15 protein-coding genes and 2 tRNA genes are annotated in these 16,760 nt (G+C 46.0%); all 17 read left to right on the plus strand.

Going from position 1 to position 16,760, the window contains the following annotated elements; translation table 11 throughout:
• Positions 1–101: 101 nt before the first annotated feature.
• The 17 genes from glmU to spoIIE all read left to right on the plus strand — a co-directional run bounded on the left by glmU (position 102) and on the right by spoIIE (position 16,724).
• Complete coding sequence (glmU, locus tag K3G25_RS19770; RefSeq protein ID WP_004264658.1) at positions 102–1,472, plus strand: bifunctional UDP-N-acetylglucosamine diphosphorylase/glucosamine-1-phosphate N-acetyltransferase GlmU; 1,371 nt, start codon at positions 102–104, stop codon at positions 1,470–1,472.
• A gap of 21 nt (positions 1,473–1,493) precedes the next feature.
• A complete protein-coding gene (locus K3G25_RS19775) occupies positions 1,494–2,447 on the plus strand; it encodes a ribose-phosphate diphosphokinase (protein ID WP_004264656.1) in 954 nt (317 codons plus the stop codon).
• An 84-nt stretch (positions 2,448–2,531) separates the two neighbouring features.
• Positions 2,532–3,140 carry a 50S ribosomal protein L25/general stress protein Ctc gene (locus K3G25_RS19780; RefSeq protein ID WP_014416724.1) on the plus strand — a complete coding sequence of 203 codons (609 nt, stop codon included), beginning with the start codon at positions 2,532–2,534 and terminating at the stop codon, positions 3,138–3,140.
• An 84-nt stretch (positions 3,141–3,224) separates the two neighbouring features.
• Positions 3,225–3,791, plus strand: a complete 567-nt coding sequence (gene pth, locus K3G25_RS19785; RefSeq protein ID WP_029974667.1) for an aminoacyl-tRNA hydrolase — start codon at positions 3,225–3,227, stop codon at positions 3,789–3,791.
• 61 nt (positions 3,792–3,852) lie between these two features.
• Positions 3,853–4,083 (plus strand): anti-sigma-F factor Fin, encoded by a 231-nt coding sequence (locus tag K3G25_RS19790; RefSeq protein WP_004264650.1) that lies wholly within the window; start codon positions 3,853–3,855, stop codon positions 4,081–4,083.
• Positions 4,084–4,152: 69 nt separating this feature from the next.
• Positions 4,153–7,686: a transcription-repair coupling factor gene (gene mfd, locus K3G25_RS19795; protein ID WP_232489478.1), complete on the plus strand. Its 3,534-nt coding sequence runs from the start codon at positions 4,153–4,155 to the stop codon at positions 7,684–7,686.
• A gap of 136 nt (positions 7,687–7,822) precedes the next feature.
• Complete coding sequence (gene spoVT, locus K3G25_RS19800) at positions 7,823–8,359, plus strand: stage V sporulation protein T (RefSeq protein ID WP_004264646.1); 537 nt, start codon at positions 7,823–7,825, stop codon at positions 8,357–8,359.
• Between the two features lie 168 nt (positions 8,360–8,527).
• Complete coding sequence (locus K3G25_RS19805; RefSeq protein WP_029974670.1) at positions 8,528–10,108, plus strand: putative polysaccharide biosynthesis protein; 1,581 nt, start codon at positions 8,528–8,530, stop codon at positions 10,106–10,108.
• Positions 10,098–11,573 carry a bifunctional methyltransferase/pyrophosphohydrolase YabN gene (mazG, locus tag K3G25_RS19810; RefSeq protein WP_232489479.1) on the plus strand — a complete coding sequence of 492 codons (1,476 nt, stop codon included), beginning with the start codon at positions 10,098–10,100 and terminating at the stop codon, positions 11,571–11,573. Before K3G25_RS19805 ends, mazG begins: the two co-directional genes overlap by 11 nt.
• Position 11,574: 1 nt before the next feature.
• A complete protein-coding gene (locus tag K3G25_RS19815; protein ID WP_007409934.1) occupies positions 11,575–11,835 on the plus strand; it encodes an RNA-binding S4 domain-containing protein in 261 nt (86 codons plus the stop codon).
• A 78-nt stretch (positions 11,836–11,913) separates the two neighbouring features.
• Positions 11,914–12,216 carry a sporulation protein YabP gene (gene yabP, locus K3G25_RS19820; RefSeq protein ID WP_004264638.1) on the plus strand — a complete coding sequence of 101 codons (303 nt, stop codon included), beginning with the start codon at positions 11,914–11,916 and terminating at the stop codon, positions 12,214–12,216.
• On the plus strand, positions 12,213–12,848 hold the full coding sequence (yabQ, locus tag K3G25_RS19825) for a spore cortex biosynthesis protein YabQ (protein WP_025650343.1): 636 nt from the start codon (positions 12,213–12,215) through the stop codon (positions 12,846–12,848). Before yabP ends, yabQ begins: the two co-directional genes overlap by 4 nt.
• A gap of 17 nt (positions 12,849–12,865) precedes the next feature.
• Positions 12,866–13,243, plus strand: a complete 378-nt coding sequence (divIC, locus tag K3G25_RS19830; protein ID WP_014416730.1) for a cell division protein DivIC — start codon at positions 12,866–12,868, stop codon at positions 13,241–13,243.
• 80 nt (positions 13,244–13,323) lie between these two features.
• Positions 13,324–13,710, plus strand: a complete 387-nt coding sequence (locus K3G25_RS19835; RefSeq protein WP_004264630.1) for a S1 domain-containing RNA-binding protein — start codon at positions 13,324–13,326, stop codon at positions 13,708–13,710.
• A 157-nt stretch (positions 13,711–13,867) separates the two neighbouring features.
• Positions 13,868–13,944 (plus strand) — tRNA-Met (locus K3G25_RS19840).
• Between the two features lie 9 nt (positions 13,945–13,953).
• Positions 13,954–14,025 (plus strand) — tRNA-Glu (locus K3G25_RS19845).
• Between the two features lie 209 nt (positions 14,026–14,234).
• Positions 14,235–16,724, plus strand: a complete 2,490-nt coding sequence (gene spoIIE, locus K3G25_RS19850) for a stage II sporulation protein E (protein WP_100261564.1) — start codon at positions 14,235–14,237, stop codon at positions 16,722–16,724.
• Positions 16,725–16,760 lie beyond the last annotated feature (36 nt).

Raw genomic sequence — 16,760 nt, forward strand, 5'->3', positions numbered from 1 at the left:
GATTACATAGAAAATTCTTGCACTTTTTGATGTCTTCTTGAAATCAACAGCTATTTAGGATATATTTTTCTATGGATAAAAGGGATATTGGAGGCCATTAAATGGATAAGCGGTTTGCAGTGATTTTAGCTGCCGGAAAAGGAACGAGAATGAAATCGAAGCTTTACAAGGTCCTTCATCCGGTATGCGGAAAGCCTATGGTAGAGCACGTCGCAGACGAAGCTCTGAAATTATCTTTAGCGAAGCTTGTCACCATCGTAGGACACGGCGCCGAAGATGTGAAGAAGCAGCTCGGACAGAAAAGCGATTACGCTCTCCAAGCAGAACAGCTCGGTACGGCTCATGCGGTCAAACAGGCAAAACCATTTCTTCACGGAGAAAAGGGTGTCACGATCGTTATTTGCGGCGATACACCGCTTCTGACGGCGGAGACGATGGAAGCCATGCTAAATGAACATACAGACAAAGGTGCAAAAGCCACGGTGTTAACGGCCGTTGCCGACGATCCCGCCGGATACGGAAGAATCATCCGCAGTGAAGACGGCGCCGTTCAAAAAATCGTGGAGCACAAGGATGCTTCGGAGCAAGAACGTCTTGTGAAAGAAATTAACACGGGAACGTACTGTTTTGATAACGAGGCTCTTTTTCGTGTCATCGAACAGGTTTCGAATGAAAATGCCCAAGGCGAGTATTATCTGCCGGATGTGATCGAAATCCTCAAAGACGAAGGCGAAACTGTTGCCGCTTACCAGACTGGTAACTTCCAAGAGACGCTCGGAGTGAATGATAGAGTCGCTCTTTCTCAGGCTGAAATGTATATGAAAGAGCGTATTAACAAACGGCATATGCAGAACGGAGTCACTTTAATCGATCCGATGAATACGTACATCTCACCTGACGCACGTATCGGACAAGATACAGTTATTTATCCCGGAACTGTGTTAAAGGGACAAGCTGAAATCGGCGATGAATGTGTCATCGGCCCTCACACTGAGATAGAGGACAGCTCAATCGGCAGCCGTACTGTGATTAAACAATCCGTTGTCAATCGCAGCAAAGTTGGGAATGATGTAAATATCGGTCCTTTTGCTCACATCAGACCCGATTCCGCAATCGGCAATGAAGTGAAGATCGGAAACTTTGTTGAAATCAAGAAAACACAATTCGGCGACCGAAGCAAAGCATCTCATTTAAGCTATATCGGTGATGCCGAAGTGGGCACGGATGTGAATCTGGGCTGCGGCTCCATCACGGTCAATTATGATGGGAAGAAAAAGTATTTAACCAAAATTGAAGACGGCGCCTTTATTGGCTGCAACTCCAATCTGGTCGCTCCTGTTACAGTGGGAGAAGGCGCGTACGTCGCTGCGGGTTCAACCGTAACTGAAGATGTGCCGGGCGAAGCGCTTGCCATTGCCAGAGCAAGACAAGTAAATAAAGAAGATTATGTGAAAAACATTCATAAAAAATAATCCTAAAATCGGAGGTTTACCATGTCTAACGAATACGGAGATAAGAATTTAAAGATTTTTTCTTTGAATTCAAATCCAGAACTTGCAAAAGAAATCGCGGATAATGTAGGGGTTCAATTAGGAAAGTGCTCTGTTACAAGATTCAGTGACGGAGAGGTCCAGATCAACATAGAAGAAAGTATTCGCGGCTGTGATTGCTATATCATTCAGTCTACAAGTGCGCCGGTTAATGAGCACATTATGGAATTGCTGATTATGGTTGACGCTTTAAAGCGCGCTTCCGCGAAAACAATCAACATTGTGATTCCGTACTACGGTTATGCGCGCCAGGACAGAAAAGCAAGATCACGTGAACCGATTACGGCAAAACTTTTTGCAAACCTGCTTGAAACAGCGGGTGCGACACGCGTGATCGCGCTTGATTTACACGCGCCGCAAATTCAAGGTTTCTTTGATATTCCGATTGACCACTTAATGGGTGTTCCGATTTTAGGCCATTACTTTGAAGGTAAAGACTTGAAAGATATCGTCATTGTTTCTCCTGACCACGGCGGTGTGACGCGCGCCCGCAAACTTGCGGACCGTCTGAAAGCGCCGATCGCGATTATCGACAAACGCCGTCCTAGACCGAATGAGGTAGAAGTGATGAACATCGTCGGTAACGTGGAAGGAAAAACAGCGATTCTGATCGATGATATTATTGATACGGCCGGCACAATCACACTTGCCGCTAACGCGCTGGTTGAAAACGGAGCTGCAGAAGTGTATGCATGCTGTACGCACCCTGTACTGTCAGGCCCTGCCGTTGAGCGGATCAATAACTCTAAAATCAAGGAGCTTGTCGTAACGAACAGCATTAAGCTTCCTGATGAGAAAAAAATCGACCGCTTTAAGCAGCTTTCTGTCGGACCGCTTCTGGCTGAAGCGATTATCCGCGTTCACGAGAAACAATCTGTCAGCTATTTATTCAGCTAAACCGAAACTTTAAGGTTTAAATCCCAGTTATTGTGGGTATTGTTCTAATAGGACGATAAAACGATAATTAGGATGGTGCTGAATATGGCAACTTTAAAAGCAAATGAAAGAACAGATTTTAAACGTTCGACGCTTCGGAAAATCCGTCATTCAGGACATGTTCCAGGGATTATATACGGTAAAGAAACAACGAATACGCCTGTCTCTTTAGACAGTGTCGAATTGCTTAAAACATTGCGGGACGAAGGAAAAAACACGATTATCACAATTGATGTCAACGGAAATCAGCAATCGGTTATGGTGACTGATCTTCAGACAGACCCGCTCAAAAACGAATTGACGCACGCCGATTTTCAAGTCGTGAATATGAGTGAGGAGCTGGAGGCCGAGGTGCCGATTCAGCTGACGGGAGAGGCGAAGGGAGTCAAAGACGGAGGCGTCATCCAGCAGCCGCTGCATGAGCTTTCGATTAAGGCCAGACCGAAGGACATCCCTCAGACAATCAATGTTGATATTTCCGGGCTTGAAATGAATGATGTGCTGACCATCGCAGATCTGACTGCTGACGGCAATTATACATTTACAAACGACCCGGAAGAAGTCGTGGCTTCCATCCTTCCTCCTAAGCAGGAAGCATTCGAAGAAGATGCAGAACCGTCTCCTGGGGAAGAGCCCGAAGGAGAAAATCAATAAGCGCTTTAAGACGTAACCCGCCCGAGGTTACGTCTTTTGTGCTAGAATGAGAAGAATTACAGCGATGTTGAGGGAGGATTTACGATGCTTGTGATTGCCGGTCTCGGTAACCCCGGGAAAACCTACGAGAACACGAGACATAATGTCGGCTTTATGGCCATTGACGAGCTTTCTAAAGAATGGAATATTGAACTGAATAAAACGAAATTCAACGGACTTTACGGAATGGGGTTTGTTTCCGGAAAAAAAGTTCTACTCGTTAAACCGCTTACATATATGAATTTATCAGGGGAATGTTTGCGGCCGCTACTGGATTATTATGATGCCGATCATGAAGATCTGAAAGTCATATACGATGACCTTGATCTTCCGACGGGAAAAATCAGGCTCCGGACGAAGGGGAGCGCAGGCGGACATAACGGAATTAAATCGCTTATACAGCACCTCGGAACCCCCGAATTTGACCGGGTCAGAATCGGAATCGGCCGCCCCGCTGGCGGGATGAAAGTCGTTGACTATGTACTGGGAGCTTTTACGAAGGAAGAAGCGCCGCATATCGATGATGCCGTCTCAAAAACCGTAAAAGCCTGCGAAGCTTCCTTAACGAAACCATTTTTAGAAGTCATGAACGAATTTAATGCAAATGTATAAGATAAATAATGGGAGACCATACTAGGGAAAAATGATTTTTTCACATCAGGAGGTCCAACGTATGGCTTTGCATTATTTCTGCCGCCACTGCGGCTTTAAGGTAGGGAGCCTGGAATATTCGACGGTGCCGACACAGTCACTTGGATTTCAGCACTTAACAAATGAGGAAAGAAACGATATGATTTCATATAAAGACAATGGAGATGTCCATGTTCTTACAATTTGTGAAGACTGCCAAGAGGCGCTGGAACGCAATCCGCACTACCATGAACACAACACATTTATTCAATAAGAAGCTTTGGTGTAGATTCTAGACCAAAGCGTTTTTCTGTTCTTGCAGAAAATAGAGAGGAGGGCCCATATGGACAACATTCAAACCTTTATTAAAGAAAGCGATGATTTTAAATCCATTGTCAACGGTTTACATGAGGGGCTGAAGGAACAGCTGCTTGCGGGTCTGTCAGGTTCCGCGCGTTCTGTTTTCACCTCCGCCCTTGCACAGGAAACGAAAAGGCCGATTTTCTTTATCACCCATAATTTATATCAGGCCCAAAAAGTGACGGAAGATCTGACGGCGCTTCTCGGGGATCAATCTGTTTTTTTATACCCCGTAAATGAATTGATTTCTTCAGAAATTGCGGTAGCGAGCCCTGAACTGCGCGCTCAGCGGCTTGATGTCATTAATAGATTAACAAACGGAGAAGCGCCGATCGTTGTGGCGCCCGTTGCGGCAGTGAGAAGAATGCTTCCGCCGAAGGAGCTGTGGAAAAGCAGCCAGCTCGTCATTTCACTCGGAGACGAAATAGAACCGGATCAGCTGTCCGCGCGCCTTGTAGAGGTGGGGTATGAGCGTTCCGATATGGTTTCTGCACCCGGTGAATTCAGTATTCGCGGCGGAATTATCGACATTTATCCGCTGACGTCGGAGCATCCGGTGCGAATTGAACTGTTTGATACGGAGGTCGATTCCATCAGAAGCTTCAATTCTGATGACCAGAGATCAATTGAGACGCTCAAACATGTGGCGATCGGACCGGCGAAGGAATTGATCATCAGGGCGGAAGAAAAAGCCCGTGCGATGGAAAGGCTCGATAAAGGGCTTGCCGACAGTCTGAAAAAGCTGAAGCAGGACAAACAAAAGGAAATGCTTCATATCAATATCTCACATGATAAAGAACGGTTATCAACGGGACAGACTGATCAGGAACTTGTGAAGTATCTCTCGTACTTTTACGAAAAGCCTGCTAGTTTGCTAGATTATACACCGGCAGACACGTTGTTACTGTTAGACGAGGTCAGCCGCATTCATGAAATGGAGGATCAGCTGCAAAAAGAAGAGGCCGAATTTACGACAAGTCTGCTCGAGGAAGGGAAAATTCTGCACGACATTCATTTATCCTTCAGCTTTCAGGAGCTTATGAGCGAAAAGCGGCGCCCGGCTATTTATTATTCATTATTTTTGCGTCATGTCCAGCATACAAGCCCTCAGAATATCGTGAATGTGACAAGCAGGCAGATGCAGAGTTTTCACGGGCAGATGAATGTGCTCGCAGGTGAAATGGAGCGCTTTAAGAAATCAAACTTCACCGTCGTCTTTTTAGGCGCGAATAAGGACAGAACCGACAGATTGGCATCCGTGCTGGCTGATTACGAAATTGAAGCCGCAAAAACGGACAGCTCCAAAGCGCTTGTGCAAGGACAGGTCTATGTCATGGAAGGCGAGCTGCAATCCGGTTTTGAACTGCCGCTGATGAAGCTGGCCGTCATTACGGAGGAAGAGCTGTTCAAAAACCGAATTAAGAAAAAGCCGAGAAAGCAGAAGCTGACAAATGCCGAACGGATCAAAAGCTATTCCGAGCTTCAAGTCGGTGACTATGTCGTCCACGTCAACCACGGGATCGGTAAGTATTTGGGGATTGAAACACTAGAAATCAAAGGCATTCATAAAGATTACCTCAACATTCATTATCAGGGCAGCGATAAGCTGTACGTCCCTGTAGAACAAATCGACCAGGTGCAGAAGTACGTCGGCTCTGAAGGAAAAGAACCGAAGCTTTATAAACTGGGCGGCAGTGAATGGAAACGGGTGAAGAAAAAAGTTGAAAACTCCGTTCAGGATATTGCCGATGATCTGATTAAGCTTTATGCGGAACGGGAAGCAAGCAAAGGCTATGCGTTCTCGCCGGATCATGAAATGCAGCGGCAGTTCGAATCTGCTTTCCCTTATCAGGAAACAGAGGACCAGCTCCGTTCCATTCAGGAGATTAAAAAGGACATGGAAAGAGAGCGTCCGATGGACCGTTTGCTTTGCGGTGATGTCGGTTACGGGAAGACGGAGGTAGCCATCCGAGCGGCCTTTAAAGCGATCGCAGACGGAAAGCAGGTCGCGCTTCTTGTGCCGACGACAATACTCGCGCAGCAGCATTATGAAACCATTATGGAGCGTTTCCAGGACTATCCGATTAACATCGGTCTTCTCAGCCGATTCAGAACGAGAAAAGAATCCAATGAAACGATTAAAGGCCTGAAAAACGGAACTGTAGACATCGTAATCGGAACCCACAGGCTCTTATCTAAAGACGTCGTCTATAAAGATCTCGGCTTGCTCATCATTGATGAAGAGCAGCGCTTTGGCGTAACGCATAAGGAAAAAATCAAACAGATCAAAGCCAATGTCGATGTGCTGACTCTTACAGCGACGCCGATACCGCGTACGCTTCATATGTCCATGCTCGGTGTGCGGGACTTATCTGTTATTGAAACGCCGCCGGAAAACCGTTTCCCTGTTCAGACATATGTCGTGGAATACAACGGCGCACTTGTTCGGGAAGCCATCGAAAGAGAACTGGCGCGCGGAGGACAGGTATATTTCTTGTACAACCGCGTGGATGACATCGAGCGGAAGGCTGATGAAATTTCCATGCTTGTTCCCGATGCGAAAGTGGCATATGCCCACGGAAAAATGACTGAAAATGAATTGGAAAGCGTCATGCTCAATTTTCTGGAGGGGGAATCAGACGTCCTTGTCAGCACGACTATTATTGAGACAGGCGTAGATATACCAAATGTCAATACCTTGATTGTGTTCGACGGAGACAAAATGGGGCTGTCTCAGCTGTATCAGCTGAGAGGACGGGTCGGCCGTTCCAACCGCGTCGCTTACGCGTATTTTACGTACCGCAGAGACAAAGTGCTCACTGAGGTGGCGGAAAAACGGCTGCAGGCGATTAAAGAATTTACCGAGCTGGGATCTGGCTTTAAAATCGCCATGCGTGACTTGACGATCAGGGGAGCGGGGAACCTTCTCGGCGCCCAGCAGCACGGCTTTATTGACTCAGTCGGTTTTGACCTGTACTCGCAAATGCTCAAGGAAGCGATTGAAGAGCGGAAAGGCGATATTCCGAAAAGCGAACAGTTTGAGACAGAAATCGATATCGAGCTAGACGCGTATATTCCTGAAAACTATATACAAGACGGCAAGCAAAAAATCGACATGTACAAACGGTTCAGGTCGATCGCCACAATTGAGGAGAAAAATGAGCTTCAAGATGAAATCATCGACAGGTTCGGCAGCTACCCTAAAGAGGTTGAATGGCTGTTTACGGTTGCTGAGATGAAGGTATATGGAAAATATGAACGCGTCGAACTCATCAAGCAGGATAAAGACGCGATCAGATTTACCATTTCTGAAGAGGCCAGCGCACAGATTGACGGCCAGAAATTGTTCGAACTCGGCAATAAATACGGCCGGCAGATCGGACTGGGAATGGAAGGGAAAAAGCTGAAAATCTCAGTACAGACGAAAGGCCGCAAAACGGAAGAGTGGCTGGAGACCGTGCTCGGCATGCTGAAAGGCCTTCAGGATGTGAAGAAAGAAACAATCGCGTCCTCATAAAAATTGTTACTCTCTGGTGTATATTACATTTGATGTGACGGATACTAATTTCAAGCGAGTGGCGGAAGCTACATAAAGTAAAGAGCTTTAGTACTTTCCCTTAAATATCATCACATGAAAGAGAGGCACCAGAGAGATGAAAGCTACAGGTATCGTACGTCGTATTGATGATCTAGGACGGGTCGTCATTCCTAAAGAAATTCGGAGAACACTGCGAATCAGGGAAGGAGACCCGCTTGAAATATTCGTTGACCGCGACGGAGAAGTTATATTGAAAAAATATTCTCCTATCAGTGAGCTTGGCGATTTTGCGAAGGAATATGCAGATGCATTGTATGACAGTCTCGGCCATTCCGTCTTGATTTGCGACCGTGACGCGTATATTGCCGTTTCAGGCAGTTCGAAAAAAGAATTTCTGAACAAAGCCATCAGCGATTTGCTCGAAAAAACGATGGATCAGCGCAGCTCAGTGGTAGAAAACGACGTGAAGTCCGCGCAGCTTGTTAATGACATTGATGAAGATATGAGCTCCTATACAATAGCCCCGATCGTGGCAAATGGCGATCCTATCGGCGCCGTGGTCATCTTTTCCAAGGAACAGGCACTTGGAGAAGTAGAACATAAAGCGGTAGAAACGGCAGCCAGTTTTTTGGCGAGACAAATGGAGCAGTAGGTCTTATTACCATTATTGAAATAAGAAAACGGAGAAAGAGCAGCTCTTATACAAGTGCTGTTCTTTTTCATATTCATATGTGCTCTCTATCGGTTCGGCCGTTAGGATTGTGATATAATAAGCTCGTTTTATAGACGTAATTTTCTAGCGGCTGGAAGGAGCTTTTGGATGAACGATTCAGTTGGCGCCAAGCGGCAATCGGCATGGAAAGGTGCTTTTGTGCTCGTCGTTGCGGGCATCGTGACGAAGATATTAAGCGCCGTGTACAGGGTTCCTTTTCAGAATATTGTCGGTGACGTCGGATTTTACATTTATCAGCAGGTGTATCCGTTTTTAGGGATCGCGGTCATGCTGTCAACATCTGGTTTTCCGGTAATCATCTCTAAATTAATGAACGATTATAGCGATCATAAACAAAAAATAATGAAAATTTCCGCCCTTTATGTCACGGCGGCCGGACTTGTTCTGTTTGCGCTCATGTATGCCGGCGCGGCGCCGTTGGCCGGTTTTATGGGTGACGACCGCCTTGTGATGCTGATAAGGGTCGCGGCGTTCGCTTTCATACTATTTCCGTTTACGGCGGTTTTCAGGGGGTATTTCCAAGGCGTGCATGATATGATGCCGTCAGCCTTATCCCAGATTACGGAACAGCTTCTTCGCGTGGCGGTGCTTCTCGGTTTATCCTTCTGGCTTTTGAAAAGCGGCCGCTCATTATACGCGGCAGGTGCGGGGGCGGCCTCGGGATCAATTGCCGGAAGCTTGGCGGCCCTTTGTGTATTGGCTGTTTTCTGGTATAAGCGGGAAGAAACAAAGAAGGACGGCGGACATATCGAAACGGCCGTCATTATAAAAAAGCTGCTGCTTTATTCAGTCACCATCTGTATCAGCAGTGTACTTATGCTTTTGATTCAGCTTGTAGACGCCTTAAACTTATATTCACTGCTTTCAGACGGGACGGAGAGCCATGCCGCGAAACAGCTGAAAGGCATATATGACCGCGGACAGCCGCTCCTTCAGCTGGGAACCGTGTTTGCCGTCAGTATCGCCGCGTCATTGGTTCCTTCAATTTCAAAAGCGGTGCATGAGAATAAGCCGTTTATCATAAAAGAGAAAGCGACATCAGCCGTCAAGCTCTGCCTTGCGGTAGGGATCGGTGCATCAGCCGGGCTTTTTTGCATTTTAGAGCCGGTGAATATCATGCTTTTCCAAAACAGTGAGGGGACGCAGACCTTACAAATATTCAGCTTATCTATCTTTTTTGCCTCGATTGCGCTTACGGCAGCCGCGATTCTGCAAGGAGCGGGACATACCGTTTTCCCCGCCGTATCCGTTTTGGCGGGAGGGGCGCTGAAATGGGTGCTGAATGTTTGGCTGGTCCCCGGCTGGGGTATTACAGGAGCGGCACTGGCGACCGTCTTGGCATTTGCCGCAGTTGCGTGCCTGAATCTCCGGAGAATTTGGTCGAAGGGCTGGCTGACGAATATCGGCGGCGTGATTGCCCGTCTATGCTGGTGCAGCCTGCTGATGGTCTTCTTTCTGCTCGTATATATGAAGCTTTGGCAGTTATTTGTTCCTGTCAGCAGGGCCGGAGCTGTATGTGAGAGTCTGTCTGCGTCAGTCATCGGAGGGCTATTGTTTATTTATTGTATGATAAGAATGAAGATTTTCACGGACGAAGAGCTGAGCGGCCTTCCTTTCGGCAGTGCTTTAAGCAAATTGAAAAAGAGGAGAGAAAAACATGGCAGGTAACATTACGGTCGTCGGCCTCGGCGCCGGAGACATGGATCAATTGACAGTGGGCGTACATAAGCTGCTGACTCAGGCGAAGCATTTATATATAAGAACGAAAGACCACCCTTTGATTCCGGAATTAGAGCAAGAGACGGAAGCGGACATCCGGTATTTTGATGATATTTATGAAAAACATGATCAGTTTGAAGCGGTCTATGAAGAGATCGCGGACATTCTGTTTGAAAAAGCGAAGCAAGAGGATATCGTCTACGCTGTGCCCGGGCATCCGTTTGTCGCTGAGAAAACCGTTCAGCTGTTATTTGAACGCCGGGAAGAACAACAGGTAGCTGTTCATACTGCCGGAGGGCAAAGCTTTCTGGATGCCACTTTTAATGCATTGCGAATTGATCCGATTGAAGGGTTTCAATTTACGGATGCGCAAACAATGACGCCGGATGAGCTCGAACTCCGCCATCACCTGATCATTTGCCAGGTTTATGACCAGATGACGGCCTCTGAGGTAAAGCTGACGCTTATGGAGAAATTGCCTGACGACTATGAAGTGGTCATCGTCACGGCAGCCGGAAGCAAGGGAGAAAAGATGACCAAGGTGCCTTTGTTTGAACTTGACCGCAATGTAGAAATAAATAACTTAACAAGCGTGTATGTTCCGCCGATTAAAAAAGAAGAACTCCTTTACCAGGAATTTTCTGCATTCCGAAGTATTATTCGCGAGCTTCGCGGGCCGAACGGCTGTCCGTGGGATCAAAAGCAGACACACCAGTCATTAAAGAAATATATGATTGAGGAATGCTACGAACTGCTTGAGGCCATTGACGAAGAGGACACGGATCACATGATAGAAGAACTCGGGGACGTCATGCTTCAGGTTATGCTGCACGCCCAGATCGGAGAAGACGAGGGGTATTTCTCAATTGATGATGTCATCAGAGACATCAGTGCGAAGATGGTCAGACGGCACCCGCACGTGTTTAAGGATGTTAAGGTTCAGGATGAACATGATGTCGTCGCCAACTGGGAAGAAATCAAAAAGACGGAAAAGCAAACAACATCCTCTTCATTGCTGGATGCCGTGCCGAAAACACTGCCTTCTCTTGCAAAAGCGGCCAAGCTTCAGAAAAAAGCCGCAAAAACCGGCTTTGACTGGGATGACGTTCAGGATATATGGGATAAAGTAAATGAAGAGCTAAAGGAATTTTCTGCAGAGGCTTCCGCCGAATCAGCAGATGAAATCAGCTTAAAAGCTGAATTCGGCGATGTTTTATTTGCATTGGTCAATATCGGCCGATACTATAAAATTGAGCCTGAGGAAGCGCTCGCCATGACAAATGACAAATTCCGCAGACGCTTTGCTTATATTGAGAAAGAAGCGGCAGCAAAGGGACTTGAATTGACCGCAATGTCACTTGAAGAAATGGACAAATTGTGGGATGAAGCAAAAGAAATGGAGAGGAGATTCTGATATGAGACTTGATAAGTTTTTAAAAGTATCCAGATTAATTAAACGCCGCACATTGGCGAAAGAGGTCGCCGATCAAGGGAGAATCACCGTTAACGGGAATCAGGCGAAAGCCAGCTCAGACGTAAAAGCCGGTGATGAACTGACGGTCCGCTTCGGCCAGAAGCTTGTCACCGTGAAGGTAAACGAATTGAAAGAAACAACGAAAAAAGAAGAAGCCGCGGGCATGTATACAATCGTCAAAGAAGAAAAACTCGGCGAATAGGCTTGTTCTAAACAAGGCTCCCGCCTCATACAATGCAGTAATAATGCTAAAAGTATCGAGGATATGGGGGCTGAATAGATGAATTCATATTATGAGCAAAAAGGTTCTTCTTCTGTTCCGGAACAGCATGATGTAACGATGAAAGGGAGAAAGCATTTAGACATTTCGGGCGTCAAGCATGTGGAAAGTTTTGACAACGAAGAGTTTTTGCTGGAAACAGTTATGGGAATGCTTTCCGTCAGAGGCGAGAACCTGCAGATGAAAAACCTTGATGTGGAAAAAGGGATTGTATCTATAAAAGGCAGGGTGTTTGACCTTGTATATTTAGACGAGCAGCAAGGGGATAAAGCTAAAGGGTTTTTTAGCAAGTTGTTTAAATGACACTGACGACCCAATTTTATACGATGCTGGCAATGACCGGTATGGGCGCCTGGCTCGGAGCGTCGCTTGATACATACAGACTGTTTGTCAGCCGCGCCAAAACGGCCAGATGGCTGTTATTCATTCATGACATTCTCTTTTGGATTGTACAAGGTCTGATGTTTTTCTATGTGCTGCTCAACGTGAATGAAGGAGAACTCAGGGTATACATTTTCTTGGCTGTCTTACTGGGTATTGCGACGTACCAAAGCCTGTTTAAACGAATGTATATAAAAATACTGAAATTTTCCATTCATCTTGCGGTGTCTCTTTACCAATTCGCAAAAAAGCTCATTCAGCACGTGCTGTTCCGTCCGGTGCTTCTGCTCTTTAAGCTGCTCATCGGGCTGATCACGGTTATTTCTTTATACTCCTATCGGGTGAGTGCCTTTTTTGCGAAGTGTCTTTTTAAGATCGTAGCGTTTTTGCTGTATCCGCTGTTCTTCCTGTTGAAACAATTATTGAAACTTCTTCCTGAAAAATGGCGTCTTACTTTCAAACGATATTTTCAAAAAAGTGCAGGATTTTCACAAAAGAGCAAGAAACTAATCATAACAATCAGATCGACCATGATACGTATTTTGAAAAGGTGAAAGGAGGACCGTCTGGTTTGAATCTATCTAGAGAACGTACAATAACTGAAATTCAAAACGACTATAAAGAGCAGGTTGAACGGCAATCCCAGCTTATGAAAAGAAGGCGGAAAGGGCTTTTCAGACGGTTGATCGTATTCGGCGCCCTTGTGTTGTTGACGGCTATTGTCTTAGCGGGTTCTCTGTGGTCACAGACCTCTTCCCTTAGCGCAAACGAAGAAAAGAAAGCTCAGCTGGAAAAACAAGTGAAAAAATTGAACGCGAAACAGGCTGATTTAAAAGATGAAATTTCCAAATTAAAGGATGAGGATTACGTCACAGAGCTTGCCAGAAGAGACTTGTTTATGTCAGGAAATGGTGAGATTCTCTTTAATGTAGAGAAGAAGAGCAAGTAGCCTTGTTGACACTTAAATTTTTATTTAGGTATAATTAAACAAACGATCTTTTTATAAGCCTAAGGAGGAGCACTTTTTTTATGTCGATTGAAGTTGGCAGCAAGTTGCAAGGGAAAATAACAGGTATTACAAATTTCGGAGCATTTGTTGAATTGCCTGGAGGCTCAACCGGTCTCGTTCATATCAGTGAGGTAGCCGATAATTATGTAAAAGACATTAACGAGCATTTAAAAGTCGGCGATCAAGTTGAAGTGAAAGTCATCAACGTTGAAAAAGACGGGAAAATTGGTTTATCAATTAAAAAAGCTAAAGACCGTCCGCAAGCCAGACCTAGAAATGATTTCCGTCCGAAAGAATCTTTTGAACAGAAAATGAACAAGTTTCTTAAAGATAGCGAAGACCGCTTATCATCTTTAAAACGAAACACGGAATCAAAACGTGGAGGGCGCGGAGCAAGAAGAGGATAACTTGCTGCTTTCTATAAATACATGGAGCATCCGTCTATCCCAGCGGGTGCTTTTTTTGTATGCGTCCGTATAGTCAGAAAATTAAAACTTTAAAGTTTCTGTTGACGAGATGAAGAAACCTTTGTATTATATAACTTGTGCTTATAAGCACCTATATGGCGGTGTAGCTCAGCTGGCTAGAGCGTACGGTTCATACCCGTGAGGTCGGGGGTTCGATCCCCTCCGCCGCTACCATATATATCCGGCCCGTTGGTCAAGCGGTTAAGACACCGCCCTTTCACGGCGGTAACACGGGTTCGAATCCCGTACGGGTCATCAAGCGAATCGGCTTCTGTTGCAGAAGCCGATTTTTTCATATTTAGACAACTTTTTGAGAAATGTCGGAGGAAATACGAAAGGAAAGGGGAACAAGGGAGAAAGCGTCGAAGAGTTCTTTGGAATTGTTACCTTCTTTTGACAAAATCCTATCTGTGCTTTCATTTATAATGACAAGCAACGAATAAAACAGGTGGGGGATGAGAGCAATGGAAAAAGCGGAAAGAAGAGTGAACGGGCCGATGGCGGGACAAGCTCTGGAAAAACTGCAATCGTTTTTTGAAAAGGCGGCAAAGCTTACAGTCCATCAAGCGCATTCACTTTTTTTCTATAAGGGGTTCATTTATGTCGTGATCGGTTTTTTACTTGGACGGGCTTTCATATTATCTGAGGTTCTTCCGTTTGCGCTGCCGTTTTTCGGAGCGATGCTGTTGATCAGAAGAGATAAAGCCTTCTATGCTTGTCTGTCTTTACTTGCGGGCGCTTTAACCATTTCGCCGAAACACTCTTTATTGATTCTCACAGCTTTGGCCGTCTTCACTCTATTTTCAAAAATCGGTACATATATCGTGCAGGACCGGGTGAAGATGCTGCCGATCGTGGTGTTTTTCTCTATGGCTGCCGCGAGAATCGGATTTGTTTATGTTGAAAGCGGCGCTTTTACCACCTATGATTATGTGATGGCTGTTGTCGAGGCGGGCCTGGCCTTTATTTTGACGCTGATCTTTTTACAAAGCCTGCCGATCTTCACGATCAAAAAAGTGAAGCAATCGTTAAAAATAGAAGAAATCATCTGTTTTATGATCTTGATCGCATCCGTTTTAACCGGGCTTGCCGGTGTTTCATTTCAGGGAATGCAGGCTGAACATATCCTGGCCCGCTATGTCGTGCTGAGTTTTTCCTTTGTCGGCGGGGCAAGCATCGGCTGTACGGTCGGTGTTGTGACCGGACTGATCCTCGGGCTTGCGAATATCGGGAATCTCTATCAAATGAGTCTGCTTGCGTTTTCCGGGCTTCTTGGCGGGCTGCTGAAAGAAGGAAAGAAAGCCGGCGCCGCAGTCGGATTAGTGATCGGCTCACTGCTGATTTCATTATATGGAGAAGGATCTGCCGGATTAATGACCACTCTTTATGAATCTTTGATTGCCGTTGTTTTGTTTTTGATTACGCCCCAATCGATTACGAAAAAGGTGGCGCGATACATACCGGGCACTGCTGAGCACAGTCAGGAACAGCAGCAGTACGCAAGGAAAATCAGAGATGTCACCGCCCAGAAAGTAGACCAGTTCTCCAATGTGTTTCATGCCTTGTCGGAGAGCTTCGCCACCTTTCATCAGACGTCTTCTGATGAGCAGGCGGAAGAAGGGGAAGTGGATCTCTTTTTAAGCAAAATCACCGAGCATTCCTGCCAATCCTGCTATAAGAAAAGCAAATGCTGGGTTCAAAACTTTGATAAAACATATGACTTAATGAAACAGGTTATGCATGAAACAGAAGAAAAACAGTATGCCTCAAACCGCAGATTAAAAAAGGAGTTTCAACAACACTGCTCCAAATCCAGACAGGTGGAAGAGCTGATTGAGGACGAACTTGCCCACCATCACGCCCATCTGACACTGAAGAGAAAAGTTCAGGACAGCAGAAGGCTTGTTGCCGAGCAGCTGTTGGGGGTTTCTGAGGTCATGGCGGACTTTTCTCGGGAAATAAAACGGGAGAGGGAGCAGCATTTTATTCAAGAAGAACAAATGATAGAGGCGCTTCAGCATTTCGGAATCGAGATTCAGCATGTCGAGATATACAGCTTGGAGCAGGGCAATATTGATATCGAAATGACAATCCCGTTCAGCGGAGGACACGGCGAGAGTGAGAAAATTATCGCCCCGATGCTGTCTGACATTCTTGAGGAGCAGATACTTGTCAAAAGCGAACAGCACTCGACTCATCCGAATGGCTACAGCCATGTCGCGTTCGGTTCGACCAAGTCGTACCGGGTATCGACAGGCGCGGCTCATGCGGCAAAAGGCGGCGGCCTTGTCTCCGGCGACAGCTACAGCATGATGGAACTGGGGGCGAGAAAGTATGCGGCCGCGATCAGTGACGGCATGGGCAATGGGGCGAGGGCCCATTATGAGAGCAATGAAACGATTAAGCTGCTCGAAAAAATTCTCGAATCAGGTATTGATGAAAAAATAGCGATCAAAACGATCAACAGTATTCTGTCTTTACGGACGACAGACGAAATCTACTCAACTCTCGATCTTTCTATCATTGATCTTCAGGATGCAAGCTGCAAATTCTTGAAGGTCGGTTCAACGCCGAGTTTTATCAAGCGGGGAGATCAAGTCATGAAAGTGCAGGCCAGCAATCTGCCGATCGGCATCATCAATGAATTTGATGTAGAGGTTGTAAGTGAACAGTTAAAAGCGGGAGATCTGCTCGTCATGATGAGTGACGGTATTTTTGAAGGGCCGAAGCACGTTGAAAACCACGACCTGTGGATGAAACGGAAAATGAAAGGGCTGAAAACCGAAGATCCGCAGGAAATCGCTGATATATTAATGGAAGAGGTCATCAGAACGCGTTCCGGCCAAATCGAAGACGATATGACGGTGGTTGTTGTCCGGATTGATCACAACACGCCGAAATGGGCTTCCATCCCGGTGCCGGCGGTTTTCCAAAATAAAAAGGAGATTTCTTAATCCTTTCGTATAAATCACTTTCCTTCTGGCGAAGAT

The organism is Bacillus sp. FCW2 (assembly GCF_021228595.1).
Lineage (GTDB): Bacteria > Bacillota > Bacilli > Bacillales > Bacillaceae > Bacillus > Bacillus velezensis.